At 42.5% G+C, this 13,123-nt stretch carries 19 protein-coding genes; 2 read left to right on the forward strand and 17 right to left on the reverse strand.

What is annotated here, in order from left to right:
* The 14 genes from KNO75_RS13650 to terL all read right to left on the reverse strand — a co-directional run.
* On the reverse strand, positions 1-982 hold a 982-nt coding region (locus KNO75_RS13650; RefSeq protein WP_214822431.1), incomplete at its 3' end, for a phage tail tape measure protein.
* Between the two features lie 55 nt (positions 983-1,037).
* Positions 1,038-1,322 carry a hypothetical protein gene (locus KNO75_RS13655; RefSeq protein ID WP_214796570.1) on the reverse strand — a complete coding sequence of 95 codons (285 nt, stop codon included), beginning with the start codon at positions 1,320-1,322 and terminating at the stop codon, positions 1,038-1,040.
* 56 nt (positions 1,323-1,378) lie between these two features.
* Positions 1,379-1,675 (reverse strand): GTA-gp10 family protein, encoded by a 297-nt coding sequence (locus KNO75_RS13660; RefSeq protein WP_214796572.1) that lies wholly within the window; start codon positions 1,673-1,675, stop codon positions 1,379-1,381.
* Between the two features lie 34 nt (positions 1,676-1,709).
* A complete protein-coding gene (locus tag KNO75_RS13665) occupies positions 1,710-2,117 on the reverse strand; it encodes a phage tail tube protein (RefSeq protein ID WP_214796574.1) in 408 nt (135 codons plus the stop codon).
* A gap of 3 nt (positions 2,118-2,120) precedes the next feature.
* The gene (locus tag KNO75_RS13670; protein ID WP_214796576.1) at positions 2,121-2,483 is read right to left on the reverse strand and encodes a minor capsid protein; all 363 of its coding nucleotides are present in this window, start codon (positions 2,481-2,483) and stop codon (positions 2,121-2,123) included.
* Positions 2,484-2,513: 30 nt separating this feature from the next.
* A complete protein-coding gene (locus KNO75_RS13675; protein ID WP_214796577.1) occupies positions 2,514-2,954 on the reverse strand; it encodes a hypothetical protein in 441 nt (146 codons plus the stop codon).
* Complete coding sequence (locus KNO75_RS13680) at positions 2,954-3,286, reverse strand: hypothetical protein (protein ID WP_214796579.1); 333 nt, start codon at positions 3,284-3,286, stop codon at positions 2,954-2,956. The genes KNO75_RS13675 and KNO75_RS13680 overlap by 1 nt, the downstream gene beginning before the upstream one ends.
* A 2-nt stretch (positions 3,287-3,288) precedes the next feature.
* Positions 3,289-3,684: a hypothetical protein gene (locus KNO75_RS13685; RefSeq protein WP_214796581.1), complete on the reverse strand. Its 396-nt coding sequence runs from the start codon at positions 3,682-3,684 to the stop codon at positions 3,289-3,291.
* A 13-nt stretch (positions 3,685-3,697) separates the two neighbouring features.
* Complete coding sequence (locus KNO75_RS13690; RefSeq protein ID WP_214796583.1) at positions 3,698-3,925, reverse strand: hypothetical protein; 228 nt, start codon at positions 3,923-3,925, stop codon at positions 3,698-3,700.
* Positions 3,926-4,010: 85 nt separating this feature from the next.
* Positions 4,011-4,883, reverse strand: coding sequence for a major capsid protein (locus KNO75_RS13695; RefSeq protein WP_214796585.1), 873 nt, complete (start codon positions 4,881-4,883; stop codon positions 4,011-4,013).
* A gap of 82 nt (positions 4,884-4,965) precedes the next feature.
* Entirely contained in the window at positions 4,966-5,571 is a 606-nt protein-coding gene (locus KNO75_RS13700) for a hypothetical protein (protein WP_214796588.1), read from the reverse strand.
* A 140-nt stretch (positions 5,572-5,711) separates the two neighbouring features.
* On the reverse strand, positions 5,712-6,623 hold the full coding sequence (locus KNO75_RS13705) for a phage minor capsid protein (protein ID WP_214796590.1): 912 nt from the start codon (positions 6,621-6,623) through the stop codon (positions 5,712-5,714).
* A gap of 12 nt (positions 6,624-6,635) precedes the next feature.
* Positions 6,636-8,141, reverse strand: coding sequence for a phage portal protein (locus KNO75_RS13710; protein WP_214796592.1), 1,506 nt, complete (start codon positions 8,139-8,141; stop codon positions 6,636-6,638).
* A 50-nt stretch (positions 8,142-8,191) separates the two neighbouring features.
* Positions 8,192-9,934 carry a phage terminase large subunit gene (gene terL, locus KNO75_RS13715; RefSeq protein ID WP_214796593.1) on the reverse strand — a complete coding sequence of 581 codons (1,743 nt, stop codon included), beginning with the start codon at positions 9,932-9,934 and terminating at the stop codon, positions 8,192-8,194.
* A gap of 175 nt (positions 9,935-10,109) precedes the next feature.
* Between terL and KNO75_RS13720 the strand changes: the two genes are divergently transcribed.
* Positions 10,110-11,144 carry a hypothetical protein gene (locus tag KNO75_RS13720; protein WP_214796595.1) on the forward strand — a complete coding sequence of 345 codons (1,035 nt, stop codon included), beginning with the start codon at positions 10,110-10,112 and terminating at the stop codon, positions 11,142-11,144.
* Positions 11,131-11,595 (forward strand): hypothetical protein, encoded by a 465-nt coding sequence (locus KNO75_RS13725; RefSeq protein ID WP_214796597.1) that lies wholly within the window; start codon positions 11,131-11,133, stop codon positions 11,593-11,595. Before KNO75_RS13720 ends, KNO75_RS13725 begins: the two co-directional genes overlap by 14 nt.
* 192 nt (positions 11,596-11,787) lie before the next feature.
* Here the strand turns inward: KNO75_RS13725 and KNO75_RS13730 are convergent, their stop codons facing one another.
* The 3 genes from KNO75_RS13730 to KNO75_RS13740 form a co-directional block, all read right to left on the reverse strand.
* Positions 11,788-12,111, reverse strand: a complete 324-nt coding sequence (locus KNO75_RS13730) for a DUF3846 domain-containing protein (protein ID WP_214796599.1) — start codon at positions 12,109-12,111, stop codon at positions 11,788-11,790.
* Positions 12,112-12,190: 79 nt separating this feature from the next.
* On the reverse strand, positions 12,191-12,808 hold the full coding sequence (locus tag KNO75_RS13735; protein WP_214796601.1) for a SprT-like domain-containing protein: 618 nt from the start codon (positions 12,806-12,808) through the stop codon (positions 12,191-12,193).
* 136 nt (positions 12,809-12,944) lie between these two features.
* Positions 12,945-13,091 carry a hypothetical protein gene (locus tag KNO75_RS13740; protein ID WP_214796603.1) on the reverse strand — a complete coding sequence of 49 codons (147 nt, stop codon included), beginning with the start codon at positions 13,089-13,091 and terminating at the stop codon, positions 12,945-12,947.
* Between the last annotated feature and the right edge of the window lie 32 nt (positions 13,092-13,123).

Genomic DNA, 13,123 nt, shown 5'->3' on the forward strand with positions numbered 1-13,123 from the left:
TGTCGCCCATTGTAGTTGCCATTTCCTTTGCCTTACCGTCTGCCTGTTCTAACGCCGTTGTGTTCTCGCCTAAAGCGTCCGAACCTTTATCCAACAATACAGACCATGACTTATAAGCTTCTGCCCCGAAGATCGTAGACAATGTAGCGGCTTTCTGTTTATCCGTCATTCCGTCTAATCCGGTTTCAAGAACACTCATAACTTCCGGTAAAGATTTCATCTTCCCTTCTGCGTCGAAGAACTCTAAACCTAAATCATTCATCAAGTCTGCCGCCTGTTTCGACGGTGCGGCAAGTCGTGTAAGGGAAGTACCAAACGCCGCCCCTGCCTGTTCACCTTGAATACCGGCGTCGGACAATGCCATAACTGCCGCCGTTGATTCTTCAAGACCCCAACCCAAAGATTTAGCGGTTGGTGCTAAGTATTTCATTGCTTCGCCTAATTGCGTTACGTCCGTGTTTGCGTTTGATGAAGCATATGCCAATACATCTGCCGCATGACCGGATTTATCCGCACTAAGACCGAATCCCGTAAGAATGTTCGAAGCAATATCCGCCGTTCGTGCCAAGTCCAAATTACCGGCGGCGGCAAGGTCAAGCATACCGGGCATTGCTTTCATGATTTGTTGTGTGTCGAATCCTGCCATACCTAAATATGCCATTCCGTCTGCCGCTTCTTGACCACTGAATTTAGTTGTTGAACCTAAATCTTTAGCCATGTTTTTTAATGCTTCCATATCCTTTGCACTTGACCCGGTTACGGCTTGCACATTTGAAAGCGACGCTTCGAAATCAGAACCAAGCTTTACAATAGCACCCCCGGCAATACCGACGGGAACAGTAACCGCCCGTGTAAGCCCTTGTCCTGCGGAACTCATTTTGTCGCTGATCTTCTGCGTTGACTTGCCTACTTGTTTCATCTGACTTTCGAAGTTAGACATATCAAGTGATAGCTTGACCATTAATTCTGATAAAGTTGCCATTTGTTCACCCCTTTTTAGATACAAAAAAAGACCGGTAAAGCCGAAGCCCTACCGGTTACTTTTTGAATTGCGATTGAAGTTCCGCTAACGTCCTGTTTTTTAGGTCACGTTCGACCGGTTTAAATACGCTTTCGGAATCTTCCGCTTCTCCAACCGAAGAATATAAGTCTTTCGGTTTAATATTCTTTTTGTAGTTCCCCGTACTATTCATCAAGTGGGAAGTTTGCCACGCTAAGAACTTCATATGTTCGTCGCCTTCTTCGTCTTTACGTTGATAGTAGGCGGCAACCATATCAAAAAGTTCAACAATCGTAAGTTTGAAAAACTGTTCCGGTAACAAAGAAAGCAACCCATAACCGTAAAATTTAAAATCCTTCCAAGTTATCGGTTGCCCTTTTAGTTTTTTGCCGGAACACCGCCGAACGCTTCACCGATTGCTTTTTGAACCTCTTCCATATTGTCAATTGTGATATGCTTACCTACTTCTTTTTCAGTTAAGCTTTCATCTTCGTGAAGCAATCCTGCCCACAAAATAGAACGGACATTTTTAATCTTCATTTCGATCTTTCCAAGTTCTGAAAGTGGAACGCCTAAAGCGTCTTCAAGTTCTGCAAGTGCGTTTAAGTCGTAACGTAGTGTACGTTCAACTTCGCCCAACATTAATTTTCCTTCTCCACGTTGTTTGTTAGCCATGTATTAATTCCCCCAAATGTTTAAATAGTTTAGTTTATACTACCGGTGTGCGATTCAAAGCACCGCTACCCGACAATGAAAGTGAGAAGCTTACTGCGTCATCTTGTGGGAACTCCGAAGGGAAGTCCGTAAGAAGTGCTTTACCTTCATATGTCTTGCCGTTGTAAGCAATGTCTACGTCAATGTGTTTGCCTTCTTCCCACGCCGTTTCAAGTGACGCATAAGCGGCGTCATCAAGAACTAAGAATCCGTCGCAATCAACTGACCACGATTTATTACCGGCTAGGTTTTCAGTCCAACCGCCCGAATCTTTAGAAGTTACGTCGATTTCGTTAGTAGAACGGTTAAGCGTTGCACCTGTTTGACCACCGAGAACTTCTTTAGTTGTTCCGCCGTCTGCTGAAATAGACAATAAGACGGAAACACCCGAAATTTTTTCCATGATTTATACCCCCACTGTAAATTGATAATTGACACTAAAAATGTGTCTTCCGTTTTCGTCTTCGCCTAAATACAAAGGCAAAATGTCGTTCGTTTTCACAATGATTACTTGTGTCGAACCCAAATAAAAACCCGTGTCCTCTAAGAAGGCACGGATCTTCATTGCTTGTTGTTCTGCCTTTCCGACTTCTACCGAACGTGTTTGAACTTGAATGTTCATTTTCCCCACGCCACCTACCGTTGGTGTACCGCCCGTATATGCGATGTGAGAACAGTCGTCAACTGCTGACGCCGGAAAGTTGTTCGGATAGAAAATACCGGAAACGCCTTGTTTTAAATAGCGTGTTAATTCTATGATACTAAGCATACTAAGCCCCCTATCTACTACCGGAAAACGTTAATTCGTCGCACTTTTGATAGCATTTTTGATTTCTTTACTCATATGATTCTTATAAGTCGCCTGTTCGCCCTCAAAAGTACCGGCAAGGAAGCGGCGTCCTACCGGATAGACACGCCCCGACATTCCTTTACCGCCCGATTTAGCTTGACTTCCTTCACCTAAGTTATAGAAACCTTCGTGCATTTTTAACGCATAGTTGAATCCATTCTTAGCCAAAGCCGCATATGAAACTTGACCGCTAACTTTGTTGCCGGAAGCGGTGACTTTTTTTGCCCACGAATCCTGCAAGATACCTTTGTCAATCGGTGTAGCCCCGGAAGACGCCTTAACCAAATTGTCTACAATATCGTTCATTGCACGTTCTGAATTACTTTGAACCTTACGTGTGATTTTAGCGGTGTTATCAACTTTCATCTTTATGTCAAATCTAACCCCCATTAGAACAACACCCTTGTATGAATAATAGTTCCGCCTAGATCTCGTAAGTATTCAATTTTCTTTGCCTTATACTCTCTACCGTCAACTTCGAGAATATCCGGCGGAAGTGATTCACCTTCTCGTACAATCGGAACGTTACCTAAGAAGATGACCGCCCCCGTATAAACAAGTTCATCACCACGGCTTGCCGCAATTTTCTTTTCTTCAATGTCGTAATCGACACGGACACGATAGAATGTATCTTGCCCGTTGGGGTTTACCGTTCCCCATTCGTCAAGTTCGGAACGCCGCACAATAACCGTTTGATTCAAAGGTAAAAACCCCAAAGACATAATTAAAACCCTCTCTTAGCGTATTTCGGATTTGTCCGGTGTCGGTATGTGTCCGAAACCTTCAAATCATAGCGACCGATTCGCCGCCCTAACAATCTGATAACGTCCGGTGCAATCGAACGGTCAATTTGTGAAAGGGAAATCGAAGTGCCGCTAACACTGATTGACGTTACGCCCTGTTCCGCACGTCGGAAAGAATCGTCAATTTGTAATAACCACAACGCTTGATACGCCACCGCTTCTGCCGGGATTGTATCTTCATCATATTGACCGTAGTAATTCAATAAACGGATCAAAGCGTTATTGACTGCCTTCTGCTTCTTTGCTTCGTCTGCTGAATCCCACAAATCAGAAAATAGAATGTTAGCGTTGATGAATGTTCTTACTTGTTCAAGCACCGTTCATCACCTCTTATTCTTTGTCTTTTGTAGCCGCCGGTTTACGTTTTCGTGTCGTCTGCTTCTTAGGTGCTTCCTCTTTTGAAACTTCTTTTTCAACTTTAGGTTTCTCCACCGTGTAGCCCAAACGTTCGAACACTTCGACTAATGCTTCGTCCTCAAATTTACCTACGCCCATTGAGAATTTAACCCCTGCCCGTGTTCCTGCGAATCCTCGTCCTTTTGTCTTTACTGTGTACATGAAATTACCCCCATTGTGTTTTTAGATACAAAAAAAGTGGGGTACGGGAAACTAATCCCATACCCCGTTAATCACCTTTATTTAATTAGACTGCCGCCGCCGGTGCGAGTACGTCCGTAAGACGTGCCGCCGCTTTCGGATTGAACATTGCAAGACCGCAATAGAACTCAATACGAGTACGGAAGACCGGAAGTGTATCAAGTTCGCCCAAGTCACGAACGTTCACGCCGCCGTTTGTAAGTCCTGCAACGTATTGCATAGCACCGAACTTAACTGCGTAAATGTCGCCTTGTGGAAGAACAAGTTCTGATACAGTACGGATTTGAACGTCACCGAACATTTCTACTGTACGACCAAATTCATCTTTACCAACTTGAATATAGTGCGTTTGTCCTTCAAGTGCCTTTTGAAGTTCACGACGAACTTTCTTAGACATGAACATAACGTCCGCACCGCCGATAACTGCGTCAAGTAATTCATGAAGCTTGTCGATAAGCTTGTCGCCTTCTGTAAACTTGATTTCTTGTTCTGTTCCTGCAAGACGAACGTCCAAACCGTCAAACGATTTAGAATCCGTAGCCGAATCACCTTTGAAGAAACCTTGTGTGTACGTGTTAGCAACTGCCTTCGCTTTCATTTCTGTTTGAATAGCACGAATGTTGTTTACGTCACCTTTCGTTTGAACTACGAAGCGGTCAACGTCTACGTCACCACCGAGAATTACGAGTCCTTCGACACGTTGTTCGATAGTACCTTCGTTAGCCGTGTACCCTTCATTTACATCACGGAACGCAACTGTTGGAAGTGCTGTTTCAAGATTGTACTTGTATGAGTTACCCGACACTTCCATAAACGGAAGCATTTCCATTACCGCCGATTCACGGGCGATTGTTTCAATAACACCTGCTTGAAGCGTATCTTCGCTATACAAACGGGCTTGTGCCAATGTTAAAGCCATTATGTTTCCACCTCTTCAATAAATTTTTGTAATTAAAAAAGCACCCACCGTTTCCGGTAAGTGCTATTCGCTAAAATGTTTGTTATTTTCGACCGTAGCCCATCAAAAGTTTTTCCATAGCTGACATAGTAGATGTGTCACGCTTCGAATCTGATTTAGGATTCGTTCGTTTTCCGATTTCTACTTCGTCCGTTTTCGCTTTAAGAATCCCTTTTGCTTCCGCTTTAGAAATCCAATCAAGTTTTGCTTCCGGCGTTAAGTTCGACGGAATAAGATCGTGATAATCTTCCGGGATAGTTGAAAGCTTCGATTCGACCATTGAGTTAATCAACGTTTCAAGTTCTGTTGCACGTTCTTGATATGCAAGAAGTGATTCCGCTTCTTTAGCTTTTTCATGATAAAGCTTTTCATACTCTCCACGCTTTTCTGCTTCCTCTTTCTCTTTAGCAATTCGTGCTTGTTCTTGTTCTTCACGTTCTTTCATGATTTGTGAAAGTTGTGATTCCATTTCCTTGTACTTCGTATTCACTTCATCGAAACGTGATTTAGGGATCATGTTTTCTTTTGATTCCTGTTTTGGTGTTTCTTTGCTACCGCCGTCCGTGCCGCCGTCGCCGCCTTCCGGGTTAGATGATTCTGCGAAATACTGCAAGTTCAATTCAAGTGGTAAACGATTCTTAACTGACATAAATATTTTCCCCTTCCCTACTTCGTTTTTTACGTGCAACGCCACGATAGGTTATTAAGTAAAGCAAGTTACACCGATAATAGCGGCATAACTTGTTTCTACGTATTAGCCCCACTGACCAACCTTTATACAAGTAAAACTTACGAATTGTTATAATTTTCTGTCAATTTACGTGAAACTTCTCTTTCTTCATCACTTAGAAGCGATGTATCACGAATCGGGTAGATTGTGTGTTTACAGTTCGGGTGGAAGATTGCGTTACCTTTACGTAGTTCCGACAATGTAGGATAACCATTCGTTGCCCCGTTCATACTGATAATCATTCCTTCGTAGCGGCTACAAGCGTCCTTTGCACCGTGTGAACTGATTACTGCTAAATCAACCCCACGTTCTGCCGCTTCGTTTCGGATTCCTTCAAAACGTGCGTGTTTGTATTTCGTCCGAACAACCAATTCTACGTAGCGGTTTAATTCCCACTTACGCCCTTTGCGGTCAACAATTCCTACGAAACCTTCTTCTTTCACCGTCTTAGAAAAGCCCTTCTTCGTAAGTTCTTCCGCAATGTTCGATTTCATAACGGCTAGTCCGTTTTGCCGTGCCATATCTAGCCGCATTTTTTCTGCGACTGTTTGCCGCACGATCCGTTTGATTCGCCGTGACGTTAGATTCGTAGCGGAAAGAAGGTCATCGAAGGTATCTGCAATGATTGCGTCAACCGCTTCTTTTGCTAACAAAGAAAAGGCGACACCTTCCGCCGCTTCCGAAATGGTTTTAAAATCCCCCACGGAATAAGCAAGTGCCGCTTGTCCTTCTTGATAGCTTTGTAAAATGCCCTCTTCAATTGTTTGTTGAACCGTAACATTCAAATCACGTAGAATCACGTCCACTTGTCGAAGTAACGAAGCTTGTTGATTAATCTTAATAGCGTCGCTTCCGGTTTCGACGTGCTTCAATAGTTCAACGATAATTAAATCCCTTGCCTTAGCATAATAAGACGTGATTTTTTTCACGTCTTTATCATACTTAGGTTCGGGAACTTTTCTGACTGACATTTAAAAGCCCCCTTATTCTTCGACTTCCTCTACCACTTCGTCCGTGGTTTCCTCGACTTCCTCTTCCTCATTGAAGATCGACGGTGAAGCGAATGACGACATAGAAGATTCTTGTTCTTCTTTGATTCGTTCAAGTTCTGCTTCTGCCTGTTCTTCCGTAAGACCGTCAAGATACATCAACCCGGCTTTCTGCGACATAGTAACCGCACCGCCTGTACGAGTTGCAACAATGTTAGCTTGTTCCATTTCATCTTTTGGCAATCCGTCACGGAACTTGATAACCGGTGTGAAGTATTCGTAATCTGCTTTTCCTACTGCCTTTTCAAGCATTTGTGCAAGCATAAATACTGACTTCAAACCTTTGTTGAAATACTGCCGCTTCCGGTTTACCTTTGCCAACAAACTATTCATACGCCACTTAATAGCAAGCCCCGAACTTCCCGACGTACCCGAATCACCTTTACCGATAGCAACTTCCGGCACTTCCGCTACAACAAGAATGTATTGCACCAACTTATCAAGTTCCATAAATGCGTCTGAAAGTTTCCCGTCCCATGTGATATATTCCGGGATTACGTCGTCTTTACCGTTCACTTCAAATACTTTATCCATACCAACACGGAACGTAGGGTTTCCGTCAACGTCTTCTTGAAGACTGCCATACGGAACGGCTAGTGCCGGGTCACTATGTTTATCGAGAATCGAAGCGATCTGCGACAATCGGTTATTGATTTCATCGAGAAGTGGACGCAATTCTGTAATGTCGTCGATACCTTCCCAAGCGTCATCTACGGAATAGTTCGGTACGTGTACGACAAGCGGCATAGGAACGCCCGTATTGACCGAGTAACGTTCTTCCGGGTATTCTGCCGTAATCTTAAAGCTAACTACTTCCCCGTCCATATTGTAGTTAATAGGACGCATTTCAAACTTAGAATATTCGATGTAACCGGCGTAATGTGATTCGACAATCAAATCCCAAAGTTCTTTAGATTTATCCGGTTGATGTGGTACGGCGATATGATAAGCAACAATCTTGTTTGCGTCGCCTACTGCCGTTTCCGGGAAAACATATTCTGCGTTCTGTCGTTCGATGATGACACGGTACGGATCAAACTCTTTTGGTAAGTCGCCGCCGTGTTCCTGTCCGTATCGAACTTTATAGAAAGCGTCGCCACGATATGCGTTAGACAACGCCATTTCGTAGTTCACAATAGATAAGTCGTTCTTCTCCGCCCATTCGTCCATACGTTCTTGTTCCGTTGAGTTGTCACCCTTACCGGCACTATAAGAAGCGTCTTCTCCGAAAAGAAAATCTGCTGATTTCTTTGCAATCAACGAAGGGAAGTTGACTGATACATAAAGCATATTCTTTTGTTCATGCGTCAACGTCTTATCGTGTTGTCTGAAAATATCCCAATGATTCCCCATAAATAGTTTTTTGTTTTCTTTGTATCGAGTGATACGGCTTTCATGTTCCACCGGCGGAAAATATTCGCCCCGTGCAAAATAAGTCATTAATCTGTTCCCCCTTGAATCTCATTATTCAAAAATAAAACCCCCGAAGCTTAAAGCCCCGAAGGTTTTCTGTAATATGTCCGGCGGCGGTTAGCCCCCATCAAGTCAACGCAAGACGCTAAAGCGTCCGGCAAGTCGTCGTTGTCGTGGTTCAAGAACTGTTGTAATTGTTCCGTCAACAAACGCTGATTTTGCTTCATGCGAATTGTTCCATTCTCAAACAATGGTTCTAACTGCATGATTCGTTCTTCTTTCTTGCCCCGTGGATTGACCGCCTTAAAGCGTGTCTTGTAGAATCCTTTCTTCGTGGCGTTTTCTTTCAACTGCCGGAACATATCGTACTGTGCTTGTACGGTTTCGACACCGAAGATCTTATGTTCATACTCAAGCACCTTTTGTTCCGCTACTCGTAATGCTTCGTGCATAGGACACTTCTTCGCCCATGCGTCCAAAACATAAATAACGCCGGTACGTCTATCACGCCCAAGCGTCACGATTGCGTTATAGTCACTGTTTGCGTTCTTACCTACCGCAATATCCCAAAAGCCGAATACATCAAGCGGAAGGAATCTGCCGTTAGCGTCAAATAAATCTTTATCGTCGTACCAAAGGAAGTATGAACTTTTGAATACCGCCGTTTCGTCGTCAATCGGTTTATTCAAGAACTCACTACCGAACGCCCGTGAACCGATATTGACTTTTTCCATCATCAATTTGTAATAAGGGAAGCGATCATTCCAAAGTGTTTTTGCCCCTCTATCCATTTCTTCTTTATTGTCTTCATAGAAGCGGATAGCGTCTTCTAAACGATTCTCATTATCTTGATTGCGGTAAATCTCTTCGTACTCATTCCACAAATCCTGCCGTTCCGGTTCTTCGACAATTGCAGAAAACATTTTCCCGTCGAAGTCCGCCCGTTTCAATACCGACGGAAGCAAGCCCGTAGCATGAACCAACGTTCCCATGTAAACAAAGGCGGTTCGTTGTACATCACCCATAGGCATAACAACTTTGTTAAACCACTCTTCGTTTTTAGTTCTTAATTCCAAAGTGTTGGTATTTTTGGAAGATTCTAGGTCATCGAGAATGACCAAATCGGGGCGAAATGATTTGTACCTACTGCCTCGCAATTGACCCCCGATAGAGGACGCTTGTACAAAACAACCGTTTACGGTTTCGAATGAATCTGCATTATCTTTTAAATCTTTGTGTGCGACGTTTCCGACTAATTCCCCAAAGTCCGCCCGTAATTTTTGGTTAAATTTCAGTTGGTCATTTACCCATTCCAAAAACTTCCGTGACATTGATAGTGTTTCTGATACAATGATGATGTATCGTCGCAAACCGAAGACTAACTGATGAACCGGGAACATATTTGATAGATACGCTGATTTAGCGTGACCCCGTGGAACAGACCACGCAAGCCGCTTCGTGATTTCATCGTTTGAAAGCACGTTCAAATGGTTTGCTAATGTGTGGTGAAAGTCCGGGGCGTCATCAATTGTTACCCCTGCCGGAATAATGTTGCCTTCATTTTCCGGGTTTCGTTCATCTGAAAAATATTCGTACATGAAAAACAAAGTGTCTTCATGTGATCTTGTAACCCGTGTTAAGTATTCTAAGCGTTCTTTTAATTCGGGAAGGGTTTCGATTAAAAACTCGTCTACCTCTTCGCCGCTTCGCATTTTTAAAAGCACGTCTTTTAACACGGCTTGAAGTCGCACTTTTTCGCTATTCAATTCTTCAATGCTTTTACCTTTTACGGTAGGCGTAAGACGTACAACCTTATCCAACCGGAAACTACCCCCTTTTTTCGCTTTACTTTTTATACGGATTACCGTAAAATCTATTATTAGATAATCCTTTTCTAAGTAATAGGCGTTCTACAAAGGGTTCTTACAAGTTTTTCAGACCAATATATAAAGGTCTTCCGGCACACTAAAATACAAACACAAAGGGGAATTTATCGTGCAAACTATCAACCTTATTTATGACGACATAGAGGTACTAACAAGCGGAAAGAACTTCATTCAATTACCGAATGAGGTGTTTTTGTTCATGCGTAAGCTTTCAGACGCAAACATTTTGTCAATGGAACGGATCACTTTAGCTTTTGACATTCTCACGTACAAGCATGATGAAAAAAACCCGTACCCTTCACATGAACTACTCGCTGAAAAGTTCGAAGTTTCGAAACGTGCCGTAACACAAGCGGTAAGCGATATTGTAAAATGTGGTTTGTTCATCAACGAAAAAGGTAAATACGAAGGTTTAGACAAGCGTAAGAATACATACAATGTTGCACCGCTTTTAAACTTGTTGGGGCGTTTCGTAGAAGACGTTCGGGCAGGAAAGAAAGTAAACATTGTTCAAATGTTTAAAGATGTTGTGTCGGGAAAATCAAAAGCTAAAAAGAACGAAGCACCAAAGCCCGTTCCAAATGAAAAACCGATCCTGTTTAGTGACGAAGTAGAAGCCGCACTTACACTTGTTTCAGAAGAACGTCAAAAGGTACTACGTCCGATTGTTAATAAACAGTTAAAACAGTTACCGGAAGGCGTGATTATTGATAAGATTCAAGTAATCAATGATAAGTGTACCGACGATTCTAAGTTATATGCTTACGCTAACACTATTTTCCGTAATGCCCTAAACGGTAATGCGTCTAAGACGTACAAAAACGCCCCTAAGAAGCCCGAAGGCGGAAACGTAGAGTTCGGTATCACAAAAGCCGTAGAAGCTGACAGGGAAGCACACAAGACGTATGAAGAACTATCTAAGAAGTTGCAAACCGAATATGTAGACGTTGCCGCATACTTTGAACAAGATACAGGCGTCACCCTATCGACAACAAGCAAGAACATTCTTGATATTGAAATTCAAGTTGAACAATGGTTAAAAGATAAGACTTCGGAACACGGTAGTTATGAAGCCGTGGTTGAAAAATCTAACGCCGTCTTTATGGATATGTTGAAAGGGGTAATTCCAAATGAACAAAGCTAAGTTTCATACGGACGAACAAGTTTTTCACAAAGCAATGGTTGCCCGGAAGTGGTTGAATGACATTCCGGGAACTGCTATCCCACTTGTGCCAATTAAAAATGATGAAATTACAATACTGTTGTACGAAGAATTTTATGATTTCTTCCGTGTCTATCATAAGTTGCCGCTAATTGAAGCACGTTATGAACCTTTAGAAGAAATGATGAAAGACTATTTAGCGGAACTATTGACGTATGACAAGATTGATTCTCCTACGTATAGTGCGACGTTCGACATATTAGATCTTATTGCATTTCATCAACGCCTAGCGTATATCGACAATACCGAATACGACACACAAATTTATGAAGCCCGTCGCCGTGCGGCGGTTGATAAGTTTGAAGTGAATTACAATAACCACATAGAACGTATGAAGAAGAGTAAAGGGGATTCATACCTTAAAGCCCTATAATTATTGTTCACATATCTTGTGATTGTTAATGCTTCTCTATTATTTAATAGATATAGTTATATGGTTATTGTTATATGGTTATTGTTACACCCCAAATCTTGTGGTAGATAGACCACATAACTTGTGGTTAATAACTCACTAACTTGTGATAAATAAATAAAAAAGCAGGGGCGTAACTGCCCCTACTCTTCGTTATTTAGAAACCTTGTGTGCGAGAACGTAACCAATTAGCCCGGTTAATTCATCGTCGGATAGATCCACAAATTCGCCGCCTTCTGTTTTTGTAATCACGCAATTACCGGCGATGTAATCACCCTGTATAGCGAAGTTGGGCGACAACTCTTTCAGTTTCCCCTCTTCGTCACAAAGAACCAAAAGATCCCGGCGGTCATAGAAAATCGGTGCGGTTTCAATATAAGCCCCGTTCATTAATTCCTTTGCCTTCTCAAACGTCATATTGTCCGCATACGGCGTTTCTCCTACCTTACATACCAATGCCCTAAATGTACTTTCCAAAGCAATGTACCCCCTTTTCTGTTCGTTTAAATACATATTACAGTAATACGAATTATATAGCAACAAAAAACGTGAGGATTTACCCCACGTTCTCAAAGTGTGTGCCGCAATCGCCGCATACAATATTCACTTCCGGTTTAGTCGAACGAACGATTTGACCGCACCCACATTCCCATTTCCACGTTGTCTTTTTCTTTTGTGCTTTCATTCCCGTGAAGTCTGTCCGGGCAATTGTGAAAGCTGATTCATCAATTTGAAGTGCCGCAATTAATTCCTTTGTGTGATCCGTCAAGTTCGGTTTGTTCCACCCGTTCTTTTCACACGGTGTTGTCATTACAGTGTATTCCATTCCGTGAAGTTCACATTGTTGTTTGAACCGCTTGTTGTGGTACGTGTAGCCCCGTGAAGTGTCTTTGATTCCGTTCAATGCGTTGTGAAGGTGAACCATTTCATGAAGCAATGTAGTAGCGGTTTCGAGGAACGGGCGGTTAATGTGTTCGCTTGCCATTCCGATTTCATGAACTTCTACTTCTTCACCTTTCCAAATTGCGTCTACCGAACACCAACCGTAAGCGTTCTTGTTGTTCTTAGATTCGATTGTGATTGCCGGTGTTGGAAGTTCGCCGCCGAAGATGTGATTGTTAAATCCGTCGAATAGTTTATGAAGTTCGTTAGTCATTTTCATTACGTTTGTCATTTGTGATTACCCCTTTAGTGTGTTTGTAGTGGTTTTGATCTGCCTTACATTTATTATAATAAACTCTTTACTGTAATCCGTCAATAGTTTTTGAATAATCTTTTTCAATTATTTTTGAAATAAAAAAGAACGGGGATCAATACCCGTCCACAAAACGAAACAAGATTTGAAAGAAGATGACAACCGACATAAAGCCGGTGGTGAAGAAGTATAATGCGGCGTCACCGCTTCCCTCTTCCAACCCGAAATAGTTGTGTAGACCGTGGTAAACTTTTGATAGCATGATGATAACCCCTTTTCATTCGTAGTGTAGTT

The organism is Exiguobacterium sp. s35 (assembly GCF_018617535.1).
GTDB classification, from domain to species: Bacteria; Bacillota; Bacilli; order Exiguobacteriales; family Exiguobacteriaceae; genus Exiguobacterium; species Exiguobacterium aestuarii.

Coding starts and splice junctions, on each gene's coding strand:
- KNO75_RS13660 (WP_214796572.1), bottom strand. CDS start 1,675: ATGGCTAACAAACAACGTGGAGAAGGAAAATTAATGTTGGGCGAAGTT.
- KNO75_RS13665 (WP_214796574.1), bottom strand. CDS start 2,117: ATGGAAAAAATTTCGGGTGTTTCCGTCTTATTGTCTATTTCAGCAGAC.
- KNO75_RS13670 (WP_214796576.1), bottom strand. CDS start 2,483: ATGCTTAGTATCATAGAATTAACACGCTATTTAAAACAAGGCGTTTCC.
- KNO75_RS13675 (WP_214796577.1), bottom strand. CDS start 2,954: ATGGGGGTTAGATTTGACATAAAGATGAAAGTTGATAACACCGCTAAA.
- KNO75_RS13680 (WP_214796579.1), bottom strand. CDS start 3,286: ATGTCTTTGGGGTTTTTACCTTTGAATCAAACGGTTATTGTGCGGCGT.
- KNO75_RS13690 (WP_214796583.1), bottom strand. CDS start 3,925: ATGTACACAGTAAAGACAAAAGGACGAGGATTCGCAGGAACACGGGCA.
- KNO75_RS13695 (WP_214796585.1), bottom strand. CDS start 4,883: ATGGCTTTAACATTGGCACAAGCCCGTTTGTATAGCGAAGATACGCTT.
- KNO75_RS13700 (WP_214796588.1), bottom strand. CDS start 5,571: ATGTCAGTTAAGAATCGTTTACCACTTGAATTGAACTTGCAGTATTTC.
- KNO75_RS13705 (WP_214796590.1), bottom strand. CDS start 6,623: ATGTCAGTCAGAAAAGTTCCCGAACCTAAGTATGATAAAGACGTGAAA.
- KNO75_RS13710 (WP_214796592.1), bottom strand. CDS start 8,141: ATGACTTATTTTGCACGGGGCGAATATTTTCCGCCGGTGGAACATGAA.
- KNO75_RS13725 (WP_214796597.1), top strand. CDS start 11,131: ATGAACAAAGCTAAGTTTCATACGGACGAACAAGTTTTTCACAAAGCA.
- KNO75_RS13735 (WP_214796601.1), bottom strand. CDS start 12,808: ATGACAAACGTAATGAAAATGACTAACGAACTTCATAAACTATTCGAC.
- KNO75_RS13740 (WP_214796603.1), bottom strand. CDS start 13,091: ATGCTATCAAAAGTTTACCACGGTCTACACAACTATTTCGGGTTGGAA.